The organism is Arthrobacter sp. 1088, from assembly GCF_031455315.1.
Taxonomy (GTDB): Bacteria; Actinomycetota; Actinomycetes; order Actinomycetales; family Micrococcaceae; genus Arthrobacter.
The window spans coordinates 90,153-104,485 of sequence record NZ_JAVDSM010000003.1; the positions used below are offsets into that span (position 1 = coordinate 90,153).

Consider the following 14,333-nt stretch of genomic DNA (forward strand, 5'->3'; position numbering starts at 1 on the left):
GAGCTTCACTTGGAATCCTAAAATTGCTGGAGATAAATAGCAATGGCCCGGCGATTATTCCTCTGCGGGAGCGTCTTTACCCACATCCTTGGCGTCCATGATCCGGTAGGCATACCCCTGTTCAGCCAGGAACCGCTGGCGCTTGGCCGCGAAGTCCTGGTCCAAGGTGTCGCGGGCCACAAGGGAGTAGAAACGGGCCGAACGGCCGTCTTGCTTGGGCCTGAGCAGGCGGCCCAGTCGTTGCGCCTCCTCCTGCCGGGACCCGAATGAACCCGAAACCTGGATGGCGACTGAAGCCTCCGGGAGGTCGATGGAGAAGTTGGCCACTTTGGACACCACGAGAGTCTGGATCTCGCCTTTACGGAAGGCATCAAAGAGTTTCTGCCGGGCTTTGACGCTGGTTTCCCCCTTGATCAAGGGAGCATCCAGCCGCTCGGCGATCTCGTCCAGTTGGTCTATGTACTGGCCGATGACCAGCAGTTGCTCGCCCTTGTGCGCCGCCACGAGCTGCTCCACCAGTCGGGTCTTTGTCTCGGAGGTTGCGCACAGCCGGTATTTGTCGGCGTCATCGGCCATGGCGTAGGCCACCCGCTCGTCGCGGGGTAAATCGACGCGGACTTCAACGCAATCCGCCGGTGCGATGTAGCCCTGCGCTTCGATGTCCTTCCATGGAGCGTCGTAGCGCTTGGGCCCAATCAGGCTGAAAACTTCGCCCTCCCTGCCATCCTCGCGCACCAGTGTGGCCGTCAGTCCGAGCCTTCGCCGGGCCTGCAGGTCCGCCGTCATCCGGAAGATCGGGGCGGGCAACAAGTGCACCTCGTCATAAATGATCAGGCCCCAGTCATGACCGTCCACGAGTTCAAGGTGTGGGTAAAGTCCACCGCGCTTGGTAGTGAGTACCTGGTAGGTGGCGATGGTGACGGGCCTGACTTCCTTGACCGCACCGGAATATTCGCCGATCTCATCTTCGGTCAAGGACGTCCGCTTGAGCAGCTCGTCCTTCCACTGGCGTGCCGAAACCGTGTTGGTGACCAGGATCAGCGTTGTAGTGGAGGACGTCGCCATGGCCGCCGCGCCCACCAGGGTCTTTCCCGCACCACAAGGAAGAACGACGACGCCGCTGCCGCCGGCCCAGAAGTTCTCCGTGGCCAACTTTTGGTAAGGGCGCAACTGCCAGCCTGTTTCATCGAGCATGATCAGGTGCGGCTGCCCGTTGACGTATCCGGCAAGGTCTTCGGCCGGCCATCCCAACTTGAGGAGCAACTGCTTGAGCTGGCCTCGCTGCGAGGAATGAACCACCACAGTCTCGCCATCGATCCTGGGCCCAAGGAGCGGGGAGATCTTCTTGGCGCGGATGACTTCCTCCAGTACGGGGTAGTCGTCAGTGCGCATCACCAAACCATGCTGTGGATCCTTTTCGAGGCGAAGCCTGCCATAGCGGGACATGGTCTCTTCGATATCGATCAACAATGCATGCGGGACCGGGAAGCGGGAGTACTTCAGCAGCGTATCCAACACCTGCTCGGCGTCGAGTCCGGCGGCCCGGGCGTTCCACAGCCCAAGAGGCGTCAGCCGGTAGCTGTGCATGTGCTCAGGAGCGCGCTCCAGTTCAGCAAATGCCGCAATGGCGTGCCTGGCTTCCGTGGCGAGCTCGTGGTCGACTTCCAACAGAATGGTTTTGTCGCTTTGTACGATCAGTGGACCGTCGGTCACTCTTGCATCCTCACTTGCGCAGCTCTCCTGCTGGTTCTACATCGATGATCCGGTGGATGGACAGTACACGCTCAGTTTCCTTGCCGGGATCGAAGACCCGGACGCGGCCACCGGAGACGGAGACAGGGACCACGGTTTCGATGTTCGCATTTCCCAGGCTGTCCACCACGTTCATGGTGACCGCCTGTTTGAGGCGGATGGCCTTCTGCAGCGTTTCCAGGCCGAGCTGTGTGGAGGCTTCGCCTGTCGCATCAGCCGGGACGCCACGGTGCTGCCGCAAGACCGAAAGCTGGGCTTCGACGTCGTCGTCCGGTGGGGCCGTCCGCGGTGCCGTATAGACCGGACGCGCACTGCCCGGCACTGCCGCTGTCCGCTTAAAGCGCACGACGGCGGGTTCCGCGTCCTGGACGGCAGGCGAAAGTCCCAGCTCGCGCAGCACACGTGCAGTCTCCTTGGGGCTGGCAGAGGACGTCAGGACGGTGGGGGCGATCCGAACCAGGCTCAGTGCAGACGTGCGGGCCTCCTGCAACAGGTCAGTGATGGCGGATTCGTCGTCGCTTTGGATGAAGCTGGCACTGGAACCGATCCGCAAACGTCCGTGTCGGGATGCTGTGTCCTGCACCAGGTACTCGAGCGGTTGCGGTACGTCCGTGGCTGAATGCTCCCGGAGGAACGTCAACAGCGATTCCGCATCCTGCCCGGCGTCGAGGGCCCTGCGGATGGTTGCCGTGGAAAAACGGTAGATCGACGCCGGGCCCTGGCCCTCGGCGTCGGCCATGAGCAGCAGCGTTTCGCTGAGTTCGGGCGCGAGATAACCGGGTGCCACGGCTGTGAGGTCCGCCTGCAGGAGGATGTGGTTGACCGCGGCTGGCAGGTGTTCACCGAGGAGGGTCATTGCCTCCTCCGGATGGCCGAGCGCGATGGCAGACCCCAACTGTGTGAAGGCCCCGGAGCCCATCAAGCCCAACAAAGTGGCTTCTTCCAGGATCCCCCTCACCAGGGAGCTGAACCGGCGGGACATGCGGGGCTGCGTCCATTCCGCGCGTTGCAGCACCGCGCGCGCGTCAAGGACAGGCGCTTTGCCATCCGGAGCGGCCGCCTCAGCGGTCAGTTCATTGAGGATCTCCAGGATCCTGCGCCGGACCACTGGAGCGTCGGGCCTTTGAGCCTCGGCGGACAATGCATTGATGGTGCTGCCGGCGGAACCTGGATGGGATGGCGAACCGGACGTCGACCCCGGGAGGGGCTGGCCCACCATCGAAGGTGCCCGCTCGCTGGCCAACCAGGCGTTCACCAGCCAGAGCCACTGTTCCTGTCGCGGCAGGGAAAGCCATTCCAACGACGGCGGCTGGATCCACGTGGAACTGTCAACGTCCAGCCGCAGAAGGCCGGCCAGCGCGCAGAACTCCAGCAGGAGGGCAGTTTCGTGGACGCCGCACCGGATGGATTCTGCGAGTCGCCGCAGCTCACGCACGCCTACGCCGCCGCTCCGGAGGGTTGCCAATGGCTGCTCACGAACCGCGAACAGCACCTCGCTGGTGAGCCGTAGTGTCTCGGCGATGGCGCCCATCGCGGCGTTGCGTCGGAGGGCAGCACTCGTGTGGCCCAGTTCCGGAACCGGAGGGGTCAGGGTGAAGTCGTCAATGATCGCACCACCGCGCAGTGCTATGCCGACACTGTGCGGCAATTCGACGTGGCCGGCGTCCAATGGAACCAACAGGCCGCGGGCCAGCAGCCAGTCAACAGGCCCGACGTCGGGGCTTTCGTGGGTTACGGAGGCCCGCCGTTGAGCTTGGGGGACCGCGCCCATGGCCCAACTGCCGAACTTGTCCAGTAAGCCGACGGTCCTTTCGGGCGCAGTGGCCAGAATTGCGCGCACATTCTCTGCACTTGACGTCCAGCGTTGCAGGGACAAGGCCGCGTCCATTGGCGTGCTGGCGGGGTGGATGTCCAGGCCGCACTGATGGAGCTCGGCTACGAGCTGGACCACGCGTTGGGCGAAAGCCGGCTGCAACCTGACCAGCTCTGTGTAGCTTCGGCCCAGGCCGGCCGGATAGATGCCGATCACGTCCTTCAGGCTTCCAACTGGAAGGTAGAACCGTTGCCGGGAACTCGGTTGTGAGTTTGCTGCCGCAGGAGGATCGGCCCGGTGGATCAGCGCCAACTCCTGAAGCTTTGCGAGAATCGGTTCCAGTGCAGACAGAGTGGAACCGGCAATGACCTTCTTGAGCCCGGCAGCGGAAACACTGTGCCCGGTATCGGCATTCGTGCACAGATGGAGCGTTTCCAAAACCTGCATTTCGGGCTTCGTCAGCCGCTCCAACGCCCGTTGCACGCTGACCCGCGCACTTGCCCGGGCTGCCAAGGCAGCGAAGTCCGGGGCCATGGGAGAAATCAGGTCGGGTCGCGCGGCAAACAAGGCCCGCAGCGAATTGTCGCTGCGCGCTTCCAGTTCCTTGCTGAGCGCGCGAATGAGGGACATCAATCCAACGTTACCGCCACCGGGCCGCTCGTGCGTGGCCAGGGCAAAGCTGCCCCGGTTGATTTGCTATTGACGGTGCTTCATTCGCTACTGCCGGCGCCGTTGACGGATGGCGTCCAACACCAGGACCACTGCAAGCATGAAGGCAACCGGCAGCCCATAGAGGGCGGTGGACGTGATCCACACCGGCGCAACTCCACTGTTAAAGGCAATGGCCATGACAGCGCCCACTGCGGCCAAGGACAGGACGGCGATCATGGCGGCAACGATCATGAGGGGGCGGCGGTAACCCGGGGAAGTCATGCGCCTAACGCTAGCAGCAGGGCCACACGGACCAGGCCCATGGGCAAAGGCGCCGCAAGCGTGAAGCAAAGGCGCCGCACCGCGTGAAGCAAAGGCGCCGCAAAGCGGCGGCAAAGCATGAATAGGTGGTCCGGCAGGATAACCTTGAAGTAACAGACCAACACGGACCGTGCTGTCTCCCTCGATCCCGCAAATCCCTGCGGATGCGGTGGCGGCACGACGTGTCTCCACAGCAAGAACGAAGAAGGTTGATTACGTGCCCACCGGCAAGGTCAAGTGGTATGACAAGGAAAAAGGCTTCGGATTCCTCGCGGCTGAGGACGGCCAGGAGGTATTCCTGCCCAAGACGTCACTGCCCGCAGGCGTAACCGAGCTCAAAGCCGGTACGCGTGTGGAATTTGGCGTGGCAGATGGCCGTCGCGGTGCCCAGGCATTGGGCCTTCGGGTCCTGGACAAGACGCCCTCCATCGCCAAGGCCAAGCGGATGAACGCCAAGGACCTGGCGCCGTTGGTGCAGGACCTCGTGACCGTGCTGGATAACCTGTCCGGAACTTTGTCTTCCGGCAAGTACCCCGAAGGCAACAAGGCCAAGGCCATCGGTATGGCTCTGCGCAAGGTTGCCGACGAGCTGGAAGCCTAGGAACCGCCATGACTTCCGAATCCGCACAGGATACACAGGCCGGAAGGGACGCACAGGCCAGCCCTGTGGCCGTCACTTCTGCCGCCGACGTCCCTGTCACCGGGGGGAATCCTGTCAACGGGCAAGCCCCTGAAAACAGCGACACCCCTGCGCGGAAGCCGGTCGCAGCGAAGCCGCGGGCAGGCATCCCCGTGTGGCGCACTGGCAAGCCGGATGCGTTCCTGGCCGCCGCCGTCGACGTCGCGCGGGAAGCGGTGGAGACTATCGCGAACCCGGGCGAGGTAGGTGCCCACGTAGGCGCAAAGTCCGAGGGCGACCGCGTGGTCACGCACTTGTTCGAGTCCAAGCTTGCCGGATACGGCGGGTGGCAGTGGTATGCCGTGATCACGCGCAATTCCCGGTCGAAGATCGTCACAGTCAGCGAGCTGGGGCTCCTGCCCTCCGAGGATTCCATCCTTGCCCCGGAATGGGTCCCGTGGGCAAAGCGTGTCCGCCCGGAAGACGAGACACCCTTGGTGGAGGAGACGGTGGAGGAAGTGTCCGAGGAAGCCGTGCAGGCCGAGGAAGACGCTGCCGCCGAAGCCGCCGATCCTGACGTGGTGGATAACGACGACGATGACGACGACGTCGCCCGCCTTGGCGATTAACGGCAGCGGCGCCGTCCGGGAAGAACCCTGACGACGCCGTTTCCTGCCCTTGCGCGGAATTCCGCGACAGTTACTTCTTCAGTTTATTTCTTGAGTTCGCCCACGACGTAGTCGATGCTGGCGAGCAGGGCCGAGATGTCGTCCGGTTCGATAGCGACGAACGTGGCAATGCGAAGCTGGTTTCGTCCAAGCTTGCGGTACGGCTCGGTGTCCACGACGCCGTTGGCCCGCAGGATCTTGGCGATTGCCGCGGCGTCGATGGAGTCATCGAAGTCGATCGTGGCGATGACGTTGGAGCGGTCCTCAGCCTTCGCGACGAACGGTGTTGCGTACTCGGACGCCTCGGCCCAGGAGTAAATGCGGCTGGCAGAGTCTGCCGTGCGCTTGCTGGCGAAGTCCAGTCCACCATTGCTGTTGAGCCACTGCACCTGCGCATCCAAAGTCACCAGCGTGGACAGTGAAGGTGTGTTGTACGTCTGGTTCAGTTTGGAGTTGTCGATAGCGGTCTGCAGGTCCAGGAAGTCCGGAATCCAGCGGTCGCTGGCCTTGATCCGGGCCGCGCGCTCCAACGCTGCCGGGGAGAACAGGCCCAGCCACAGGCCGCCATCGGAGGCGAAGTTCTTCTGCGGGGCGAAGTAGTAGACATCCGATTCGGCGACGTCGACGTCCAGCCCGCCGGCGGCTGAAGTGGCGTCCACCAGGACGAGCGAACCGGCGTCGGCGCCTTCGACGCGCTTTACAGGGGCTGCAACACCGGTTGAAGTCTCGTTCTGGGGCCAGGCATAGACGTCAACCCCGGCCTCCGCCTGGGAGACCGGCCGCGTGCCGGGCTCGGACGTGATGATGGAGGATGCATCCAGGAAGGGGGCTTTGTTGGTGGCCGCGGCAAACTTGGAACCGAATTCACCGAAGGAAAGGTGCTGGGCCTTTTTCTCAACGAGCCCAAAAGCTGCTACATCCCAGAAAGCAGTGGAACCGCCGACGCCGAGGACAACCTCGTAGCCCTCGGGTGCACGGAAGAACTGGCTGAGTCCTTCGCGGACCGAACCCACCAGGTTCTTGACCGGCGCCTGACGGTGGGACGTGCCAAGAATGGTGGTCGATGCGGCAGACAGGGCCTGGACCTGTTCCGGGCGGACCTTGGACGGTCCCGCGCCGAAGCGTCCGTCCTTGGGCAGCAGGTCGGCGGGAATAGTGATGCTGTTGTCGCTCACGTGTGGCTCCAATGGGTATCGGTTAGAGAGGGGGAGGTGGGCAGGTGGCATCGGCTGCCCCTTCGACTCCCTCATTCTGCCTGACCGGGCCCACCGTCAGGAATCTGCGGGTGTCATAGTCCGCCACGTGGAATGCCGGACCACCACAGGGATTCCGGCCCAGGGAAAAATTATCCAGAGTAATTCCAAATAAGCTAGGCTTGGATTGACGTTCCGGAGGTGTCGGTTGCACACCGTCCACCTTGGCTGGGACGCGGTACGGTGGAGATTACGCAAGAAATGCGTTCGAGGAGAGCTGAGCTGGATGACGGATCTGATCGATACCACTGAGATGTATCTTCGGACCATTTTGGAGCTTGAAGAAGAGAACATCGTGGCTCTTCGCGCACGCATCGCGGAGCGTCTGCGGCACTCGGGTCCCACGGTTTCCCAGACCATTGGACGCATGGAGCGTGACGGCCTGGTGATTGTGTCCAACGACCGCCACCTGGAGCTGACCGAAGTCGGGCGCAAGCGGGCCACCGAGGTCATGCGGAAGCACCGCCTTGCCGAGAGGCTCCTGGCGGACGTCATTGGCCTGGACTGGGCGTACGTTCATGACGAAGCATGTCGCTGGGAACACGTCATGAGCGAACGGGTGGAACGGCGGCTCTATGAGTTGTTGGAACACCCCACAGAGTCACCATATGGCAACCCCATTCCGGGCTTGGAAGCCCTTGGCGGCCTCGCCAACCAGCCTCTTTCCCGCCTGGACGTGAACCTGCTGCATGCGATGGACGGGTACGCTGCCGATTCGCGTGTAGTGGTCAGCCGGCTTGCTGAACCCATCCAGGTTGAGCCCGAGCTCCTCACCCAGCTCGATGAAGGCGGAATTCGTCCTGGCGCAACCGTCTCCTTGGAACGGGTGGGGGAGTACATCTCCGTCCGCGTTCCGGGCATTGAAGGAGCACTGGAGCTGCCTCCCGAGGTCGCTGCGCACGTCTTCGTCGCCGTCAGCTGACTCTGACTTGCCCTGACCACGGGAGTGTCGGATCTCACTTTGTGGTGGTTGGCGCGCGTATGACCTGCGGCTTTCCGCGACTGATGATATGGAGCACCCGCAACACGGTCGTTTTGGAAAGATAACGAATTTATTACTGCGGGCTTTAATCACCTATAGTTATCTACTAGCGCCGATACCAAAGCGTTACCTGATCTGGAGCCGAGCTCTGCCAGCAGATCAGGTGTGTCATCAACTACTGGCAGAGGCGGGGGAACCACAAGCGGCTGCCTAAAGAAGCAGCCTTGGGGTGAAGTCCGCAGCAGAAGTGCCTACTAACGCAAGTCCTTCCGGGGATACCTGTGTGCCGTTTGCGCTTCGTGCGGACCGGGTCTTTGAACTCTCTGACCCGAATCCGACAGCTAACTTCGCAGGCTTTCCAGAGAGGAACAGAGTTTGACATCGCAGAACGTCAGGGGCCGTCGCCGTGCGTCCGGCCCCACTGCTGAGCTGCGGCCAGCCCGCGCCGCAATGGAGATCCGGCCACGCGACACCCCGCGTCAGGTGCGCCGCCGTAAGAGCCCGTTGCGCCAGGTAGCCGACTTCGCGTCAGCCAGTGGTGTAGGGCAGAAGGCCGGTGTCGCGCTTGCAGCCACCGGACTTGCCCTGACTGTAGGTCTGCCTGCCACAAGCCCCGTCATGGCCACGTCGGAATCGGGCCAGACCGAGGCGGCGCTCTCCGTGCCCGGTGGCAGCCAGCCCGAAGTTTCTGCAGCAGCCTCTGCCAAAATCGATTTCAGTCGTGCCGCAGTGGCCACCGCCGCTGACCCGGACGGCAAGCTCAAGCAGCTGTTGAGCGCCCAGTCAGCGGGGAGCATTCAGCGTGCTTCCTCACTTGGCACCTTGGGAAGTCCTCTGGACAAGCTGGTCACGGCATCGCCGTTTGGCTACCGCGTCAGCCCCCTTACCGGCGGCACCGGTGACTTCCACCGTGGCCAGGACTTCGTGGCCCAGTGCGGAACCGCCGTCCACGCCGCCGCTGCAGGCAAGGTCACGTTCGCCGGGTGGCATGAGTACGGCGGAGGCAATCGCGTTGTGATTGATCACGGCAACGGCCTTGAGACCACGTACAACCACCTGTCGTCCTTCAACGTCAAGGTGGGGCAGACTGTCAGCCGCGGCGATACCGTCGCGCTGAGTGGCACCACAGGAGCATCTACCGGCTGCCACCTCCACTTCGAGGTCCAGGTAAACGGCGAAGTCGTAGATCCCATGGGCTGGCTCTGAGCAATTTGATGGTTGTCTCTCGCATCCATGACACGCCCCGTGACCTGAATGTGACATTCACGAACATCTGTTGTACCGTCTAAAGCGCATCGGCTTTTTAGGGGGCCGGTGCACTTGAGTGGATTGCCTAGCTCTGCCACCACTCGAGGTCCGTTCGCAAAAATCGTCTGGCAGGGGCGGGGGAACCAATTTTGGTCTTCGAGTCAGAAGACCTTGGGGTTAAGTCGCAGAAGCTTCCTTGAAGCCGCGCGGCCGGATGACTCCCATCCGAATCCGACAGCTCACCTCGCAGGCATTGGGAGAGGCTACCTTCGTGTCATCACGCACTACCCCTGCGCGCCATCGCGCCGAATTGGTTCGCACGAACCCGTTGAACACCCTTTCCAAGGCTGTCTCAACCAATGCAGGCACCGTAGGCCGCCAAGCCGCCGTTCTGGCCGCAGCCTCGGGGCTCGTTCTCAGTGTTGGACTCCCGGCCCAGGCCGCTGACACCGACGTTTCGAAGTCGGAATCTTCCAGCACCCAGCAGTTGGTCGCCACCGCAGTTGTTACCGCGGAGCCCACCGCAACGGTTTCCTTCGAAAGCCCCGTTGTGGTCACCAAGGAAGCTCCCAAGGTTCAGCGGGCCTCCCAGCGCACGTCGACCGAAGACCAAGCGAACAGCACCCTCGGTGCCCTGTCCTCCAAGGCCAAGGATGCTGCTTCAAGCGCGGCAGCCTCCGGACTTGCAGCAATTGCCTACACCGGCATCGGCCACCCCTACGTTTGGGGCGGCACTTCCCCCAACGGCTGGGACTGCTCCGGATTTACCCAGTGGGTTTACGCCCAGGCCGGCATCAGCATCCCCCGCGTCAATGCCTGGACGATCATGACCCCCACCAGCACCCCTGCCCCTGGCGACCTCGTCGTTCAGAACGGCGGAGCCCACGTGGGCATCTACGTCGGCAACGGCATGATGATCAGCGCTTTGAACCCCAGCCAGGGCACGCTCCTGCACTCCGTGGCCTCCACCGGCACATCCTCGTTCTACACCCTCCGCTAGGAAATCCCATTCGGGGTAAGCCAGCATGCCCCCCAAGTGCTGGCAGCCCATAACCCGCGTGCGGTCCCAGCGTGCGCGGCTACGAAAAGAGAGTAATCATGACCAGTGCAAACAAGGTTGCACGGCATAGAGCTGAGGCCCCCAAGACCAGCTCACTTGCCGTCATTGCCAAGGCTGTCAGCGACAACGCCGGTGGCGTTGGCCGTCAGGCAGCAGTGATCGCAGCTGCGTCGGGCCTTGTCCTGACCAGCGGAGTTGCTGCCAATGCTGCGGACACCAACGTTCAGCGGGAATCTACGTCTGCTTCCACCCTTGACGTGCAGTCGGTTGCCCAGGCCACCATTGCTGCTGATTCCAGCGTTGCCATCTCCTATGAGCGCCCTGTGGTCAAGACTGAGGAAGCCCCGGCTCCCGTCGTCCAGAAGGCGACCGCCAAGGAAGCTCCGGCTGCCGGTGGCACCGCAACTTTGGCGGTCAACGCTGACGCGTCCGCAGCCAAGGCGCCCGCTGCATCCAGCGGCCTCGGTGCAGCTATCGCTGCAGCGGCCTACGCACAGCTCGGCGTCACACAGGACTGCACCATGCTGGTGACCAACTCGCTGGCCGCGGTCGGTATTCACTTCCACGACTGGCCGGCCGGCTACCTCTCCCTCGGCCGCACGGTCAGTGCAGCTGAAGCCCAGCCTGGCGATCTCGCTTACTACGCCAACGGCGGCTATGGCGGAATGGCACACATCGCTGTTTACGTCGGCAACGGCATGGCAGTCCACGGTGGATGGAACGGATCCACCACGGCACTGTTCAGCGTGAACGTTGGCTCCGGCCCCGTTTTCATCCGCGTCAACGGCTGATCACTTACTTCACGGAACACCCCGCAGGCTCAGGTCGGCGGGGTGTTCTGCTTTAATCACCGGTTTTCGTGGCAGCCAGAGAAGCGGGCTGCCGACACCCAAATCCGGGGGGGCGCAAGTCCGATTCCGTGGCCTCAGGGAATGTGCGCGTCCTCTGCAAGGTGTCCCGCGCATGAATTTTCGCCAACACCACAGCCGAAACGACAGAAAAATTCGTTGATACGGCATACAAGTGCTTACCCTTGTGTTGTCGATCCACAGCCCGTACAAGCAGAGGGCAGCCGGCCCTCGTGCCCCTGACGGGTGCGGCCGTGAAGAGGTACGTGCATGCGCACACTCGTTCTGAATGCTGGATATGAACCGCTGGCGGTAGTAACCTTCCGCCGGGCGCTGGTCCTTGTGCTGACTGGAAAAGCTAGCGTAGTGGCCGAAGGCGACGAGCCTGTCGTCGGGCCACAGGAGATTCTCGGACGACCATCCGTGATCCTTCTTAATCGCTACATCCGGCCCCGGTACAACAGGATCACCGCCGTGAGCCGCCGCGGGGTACTCCGCCGCGACGGCCATCGCTGCGCCTACTGCGGGAAAACAGCCCACACCATAGACCACGTCCACCCCAAATCCAGGGGCGGCGCGGATTCCTGGGAAAACCTGGTTGCGGCGTGTTTGAAATGCAACAACGCCAAGAGTGACCACACGCTCGCCGAGATGGGTTGGAAACTTCGTTTCAAACCCGGCGTGCCCACAGGAACCATGTGGCAGATCAAAGAACTCGAGAAACCTGCGCCGGACTGGGACCCGTTCCTGTTGCCGGAATCCGCCGCCTGATCGATTTCTGTTGCCCTCCCGCCGTCCGGGTACTCTGGGCGGATGGAGTTCAACGCTGTGATTCTGGCGGGTGGCAGGGCCACCCGCCTCGGTGGCGTGCCCAAGCCCGGATTGACGTTCGACGGCGCCAGCCTCCTTTCGCATGCCCTGCAGGCCGCACGAGGAGCCTCCGCTGTGGTTGTGGTTGGTCCGGACACCTCTGGTATCGGCGGTGTCCTGCCTGATGGAGTTCTTAGTGCCCGGGAGGAGCCGGCCTTTGCTGGCCCTGCCGCTGCGATTGCTGCCGGTCTGGCGGCCCTTCATGAGGCGGCGGCTCTTCGGCAGGCAGTCAGCCCAGCGCCATGGACGCTCGTCCTGGCTTGCGACATGCCGCACGCCGCCAGAGGCATTGCGCCCCTGTGGAAAGAATTGCATGCGCACCCCGAAGCGGAGGGCGCCATGGCCGTTTCAGCCGATGGCCGGCAACAGCCTCTCCTGGGGGTTTACAGCACCCGGGCTTTGGAAAGGGAAGTTTCCGCAGCTTCTGCAACTTCGGGGTTAACGAACTCTTCAGTGTTCCGGCTGCTTGCTAGGCTGAACCTGCTGGCCGTTACTGTTCCCGATGGGTCTACCGATGATGTGGACACATGGGAGGACGCTGCGGCCCTGGGCATACACAACGAGCAGGAGGCGGACATGAAGAGCCAGGAAGAGACGCTCGAGGACTGGTGCCGCACACTGTTGCAGGCCTTTGAGCTTGAGGGCGTTGACGTGGATATCAATGAAGTCCTCGCAGTGGCAGGAGTTGCCGCCCACTCCGTGGTGCGGCCTGCCGCGCCCCTGACTACGTTCATCGCCGGTTACGCTGCTGGTATGGCCAGGGGAATCGGCCAGGCGGCGGACGACACCGCCATGAGCGCCGCCCTTGACCTGGCCCGCCAGGTTGCCAAGCAATACCTGGAGCCCGGGACTGAGGCGGAATGACCGAGGCCCCCGGACAGGGCCACCACGCGGCACACACATGGCATGAGGCCCGGCAGCGCGCCTTCGACGTCGCTGCTCCGATCCCGCCAAGCCCGGTGCCACTGAAGGTCGCCTTGGGAAGGACGCTTGCCTCGGACGCGGTCGCCGTACAGGACATGCCGCACTATGCGTCCTCCGCCATGGACGGCTGGGCCGTCAACGGAACAGGTCCTTGGATTCTTGTTGAGTCCGGACACAGGCTTGCTCCCCACCAGGCCAGTCCCATCGTTACCGGGGGACTCATTCCGCCAGGCGCCAAGGCTGTTTTGCGCACCGAGAGCGGGGTCATTACCACCGACGACGACGGCCTTCCAATCCTTGCGCTTGGCGGGGCAGCGAAGCCGGGGGAGCCCCGCAATGGCCAGCACATCCGCAAGGCTGCCGAAGAAGCTGCAGAAGGGGACGTGCTGCTCAAAGCCGGAACCATCCTCAATCCTGCGCACATCGCCTTGGCTGCCCTGGCCGGCCTGGATGAGCTGGAGGTCCTGGGGAAACCCTTGGTTCGGTTCCTCCTGACGGGCTCGGAAGTTGTGACGCAGGGCGTTCCCTTACCGGGCAAGGTCCGCGATACCTTCGGACCCCAGCTTGGCGCCGTCGTCGAACTCCTGGGTGGCATTCCAGGGGAGCAACTTAAGGTAGGCGACAACTACGACGACTGGCTTGCGGCTTTGCAGGACACCGAGCCTGAACCCGCAGAACCATATGCCACAGCGGAGCCGCCTGCCGACGTCGTTATTACTACGGGCGGGACCGGACGCTCGGGGACGGACCATTTCAGGAGAGCCGTGGCTGAACTGGGTGGCCGGCTGCTGATCGATGGCATTGCCATGCGTCCGGGGCACCCTGCCGTATTGGCGGAGCTTCCGGACGGACGCTTCGTGCTGGGCCTGCCCGGGAATCCGCTTGCCGCCATGATGGCGCTCTTCACGGTTGGGGGGCCGCTGCTCGCAGCGCTCGGCCACGGGAAGCTGGAGGACGTTGGTGAGGTTCCCAGCGGTGCAATGATCGACGCCGATCCTGGACGGACGCGCCTGATGCCTTTCAAACTGGTCTACGGATTGGCATCGCCCGCGCAGCACGCAGGTTCTGGGATGATGCGCGGGCTGGCAGGAGCGGATGGCGTCCTGGTGGTCCCGCCACACGGTGTCCAGATGGGGGAGCTGGTCCCCGCCTTTCCCTTGCCTTGGGGCAAACCTCTGCCCACGCCCAAAGCGGGTGAAGGGAAACGAAAGGCGCCGGCCCGGCAACAAAAGAAGGCCCCTTCCGGTCCCGTTGACTGGAGCGCGCTGGAATCCTGAAGGTCCCCGGATGGACGCAGGTGGTAACGGGGTGCCCGGGCTTGCAA

13 protein-coding genes and 2 riboswitches are annotated in these 14,333 nt (G+C 63.1%); of the genes, 9 read left to right on the top strand and 4 right to left on the bottom strand.

What is annotated here, in order from left to right; genetic code table 11:
• Positions 1-54: 54 nt before the first annotated feature.
• The 3 genes from J2Y41_RS05405 to J2Y41_RS05415 form a co-directional block, all read right to left on the bottom strand.
• Positions 55-1,713, bottom strand: coding sequence for a DNA repair helicase XPB (locus J2Y41_RS05405; RefSeq protein ID WP_224093677.1), 1,659 nt, complete (start codon positions 1,711-1,713; stop codon positions 55-57).
• Between the two features lie 10 nt (positions 1,714-1,723).
• A complete protein-coding gene (locus J2Y41_RS05410; protein ID WP_309926907.1) occupies positions 1,724-4,195 on the bottom strand; it encodes a helicase-associated domain-containing protein in 2,472 nt (823 codons plus the stop codon).
• Between the two features lie 87 nt (positions 4,196-4,282).
• Positions 4,283-4,498, bottom strand: a complete 216-nt coding sequence (locus J2Y41_RS05415; RefSeq protein ID WP_224093684.1) for a hypothetical protein — start codon at positions 4,496-4,498, stop codon at positions 4,283-4,285.
• Positions 4,499-4,754: 256 nt separating this feature from the next.
• Between J2Y41_RS05415 and J2Y41_RS05420 the strand changes: the two genes are divergently transcribed.
• Together J2Y41_RS05420 and J2Y41_RS05425 are read left to right on the top strand one after the other, a co-directional pair.
• Entirely contained in the window at positions 4,755-5,138 is a 384-nt protein-coding gene (locus J2Y41_RS05420) for a cold-shock protein (protein WP_216926040.1), read from the top strand.
• Between the two features lie 8 nt (positions 5,139-5,146).
• Positions 5,147-5,785: a DUF3027 domain-containing protein gene (locus tag J2Y41_RS05425; RefSeq protein ID WP_309926911.1), complete on the top strand. Its 639-nt coding sequence runs from the start codon at positions 5,147-5,149 to the stop codon at positions 5,783-5,785.
• Between the two features lie 83 nt (positions 5,786-5,868).
• Here J2Y41_RS05425 and serC read toward each other — a convergent pair whose 3' ends face one another.
• Entirely contained in the window at positions 5,869-6,999 is a 1,131-nt protein-coding gene (serC, locus tag J2Y41_RS05430; RefSeq protein ID WP_224093690.1) for a phosphoserine transaminase, read from the bottom strand.
• 304 nt (positions 7,000-7,303) lie between these two features.
• Between serC and J2Y41_RS05435 the strand changes: the two genes are divergently transcribed.
• The 7 genes from J2Y41_RS05435 (at position 7,304) to J2Y41_RS05465 (ending at position 14,286) form a co-directional block, all read left to right on the top strand.
• Positions 7,304-7,999 carry a metal-dependent transcriptional regulator gene (locus J2Y41_RS05435; protein WP_309926915.1) on the top strand — a complete coding sequence of 232 codons (696 nt, stop codon included), beginning with the start codon at positions 7,304-7,306 and terminating at the stop codon, positions 7,997-7,999.
• A gap of 189 nt (positions 8,000-8,188) precedes the next feature.
• A riboswitch (cyclic di-AMP (ydaO/yuaA leader) is annotated at positions 8,189-8,430 on the top strand.
• Positions 8,431-8,434: 4 nt separating this feature from the next.
• Positions 8,435-9,265, top strand: coding sequence for a M23 family metallopeptidase (locus J2Y41_RS05440; protein ID WP_224093692.1), 831 nt, complete (start codon positions 8,435-8,437; stop codon positions 9,263-9,265).
• A 124-nt stretch (positions 9,266-9,389) separates the two neighbouring features.
• Positions 9,390-9,574: riboswitch (cyclic di-AMP (ydaO/yuaA leader) on the top strand.
• Positions 9,575-9,578: 4 nt separating this feature from the next.
• Positions 9,579-10,307 carry a C40 family peptidase gene (locus J2Y41_RS05445; RefSeq protein ID WP_263422282.1) on the top strand — a complete coding sequence of 243 codons (729 nt, stop codon included), beginning with the start codon at positions 9,579-9,581 and terminating at the stop codon, positions 10,305-10,307.
• Between the two features lie 98 nt (positions 10,308-10,405).
• The gene (locus J2Y41_RS05450) at positions 10,406-11,158 is read left to right on the top strand and encodes an NlpC/P60 family protein (protein ID WP_224093696.1); all 753 of its coding nucleotides are present in this window, start codon (positions 10,406-10,408) and stop codon (positions 11,156-11,158) included.
• Between the two features lie 327 nt (positions 11,159-11,485).
• Positions 11,486-11,986 carry an HNH endonuclease gene (locus J2Y41_RS05455; protein ID WP_216926047.1) on the top strand — a complete coding sequence of 167 codons (501 nt, stop codon included), beginning with the start codon at positions 11,486-11,488 and terminating at the stop codon, positions 11,984-11,986.
• A gap of 42 nt (positions 11,987-12,028) precedes the next feature.
• The gene (locus J2Y41_RS05460; RefSeq protein WP_309926924.1) at positions 12,029-12,949 is read left to right on the top strand and encodes an NTP transferase domain-containing protein; all 921 of its coding nucleotides are present in this window, start codon (positions 12,029-12,031) and stop codon (positions 12,947-12,949) included.
• Positions 12,946-14,286 carry a molybdopterin molybdotransferase MoeA gene (locus tag J2Y41_RS05465; protein ID WP_309926925.1) on the top strand — a complete coding sequence of 447 codons (1,341 nt, stop codon included), beginning with the start codon at positions 12,946-12,948 and terminating at the stop codon, positions 14,284-14,286. Before J2Y41_RS05460 ends, J2Y41_RS05465 begins: the two co-directional genes overlap by 4 nt.
• Positions 14,287-14,333: the final 47 nt, after the last annotated feature.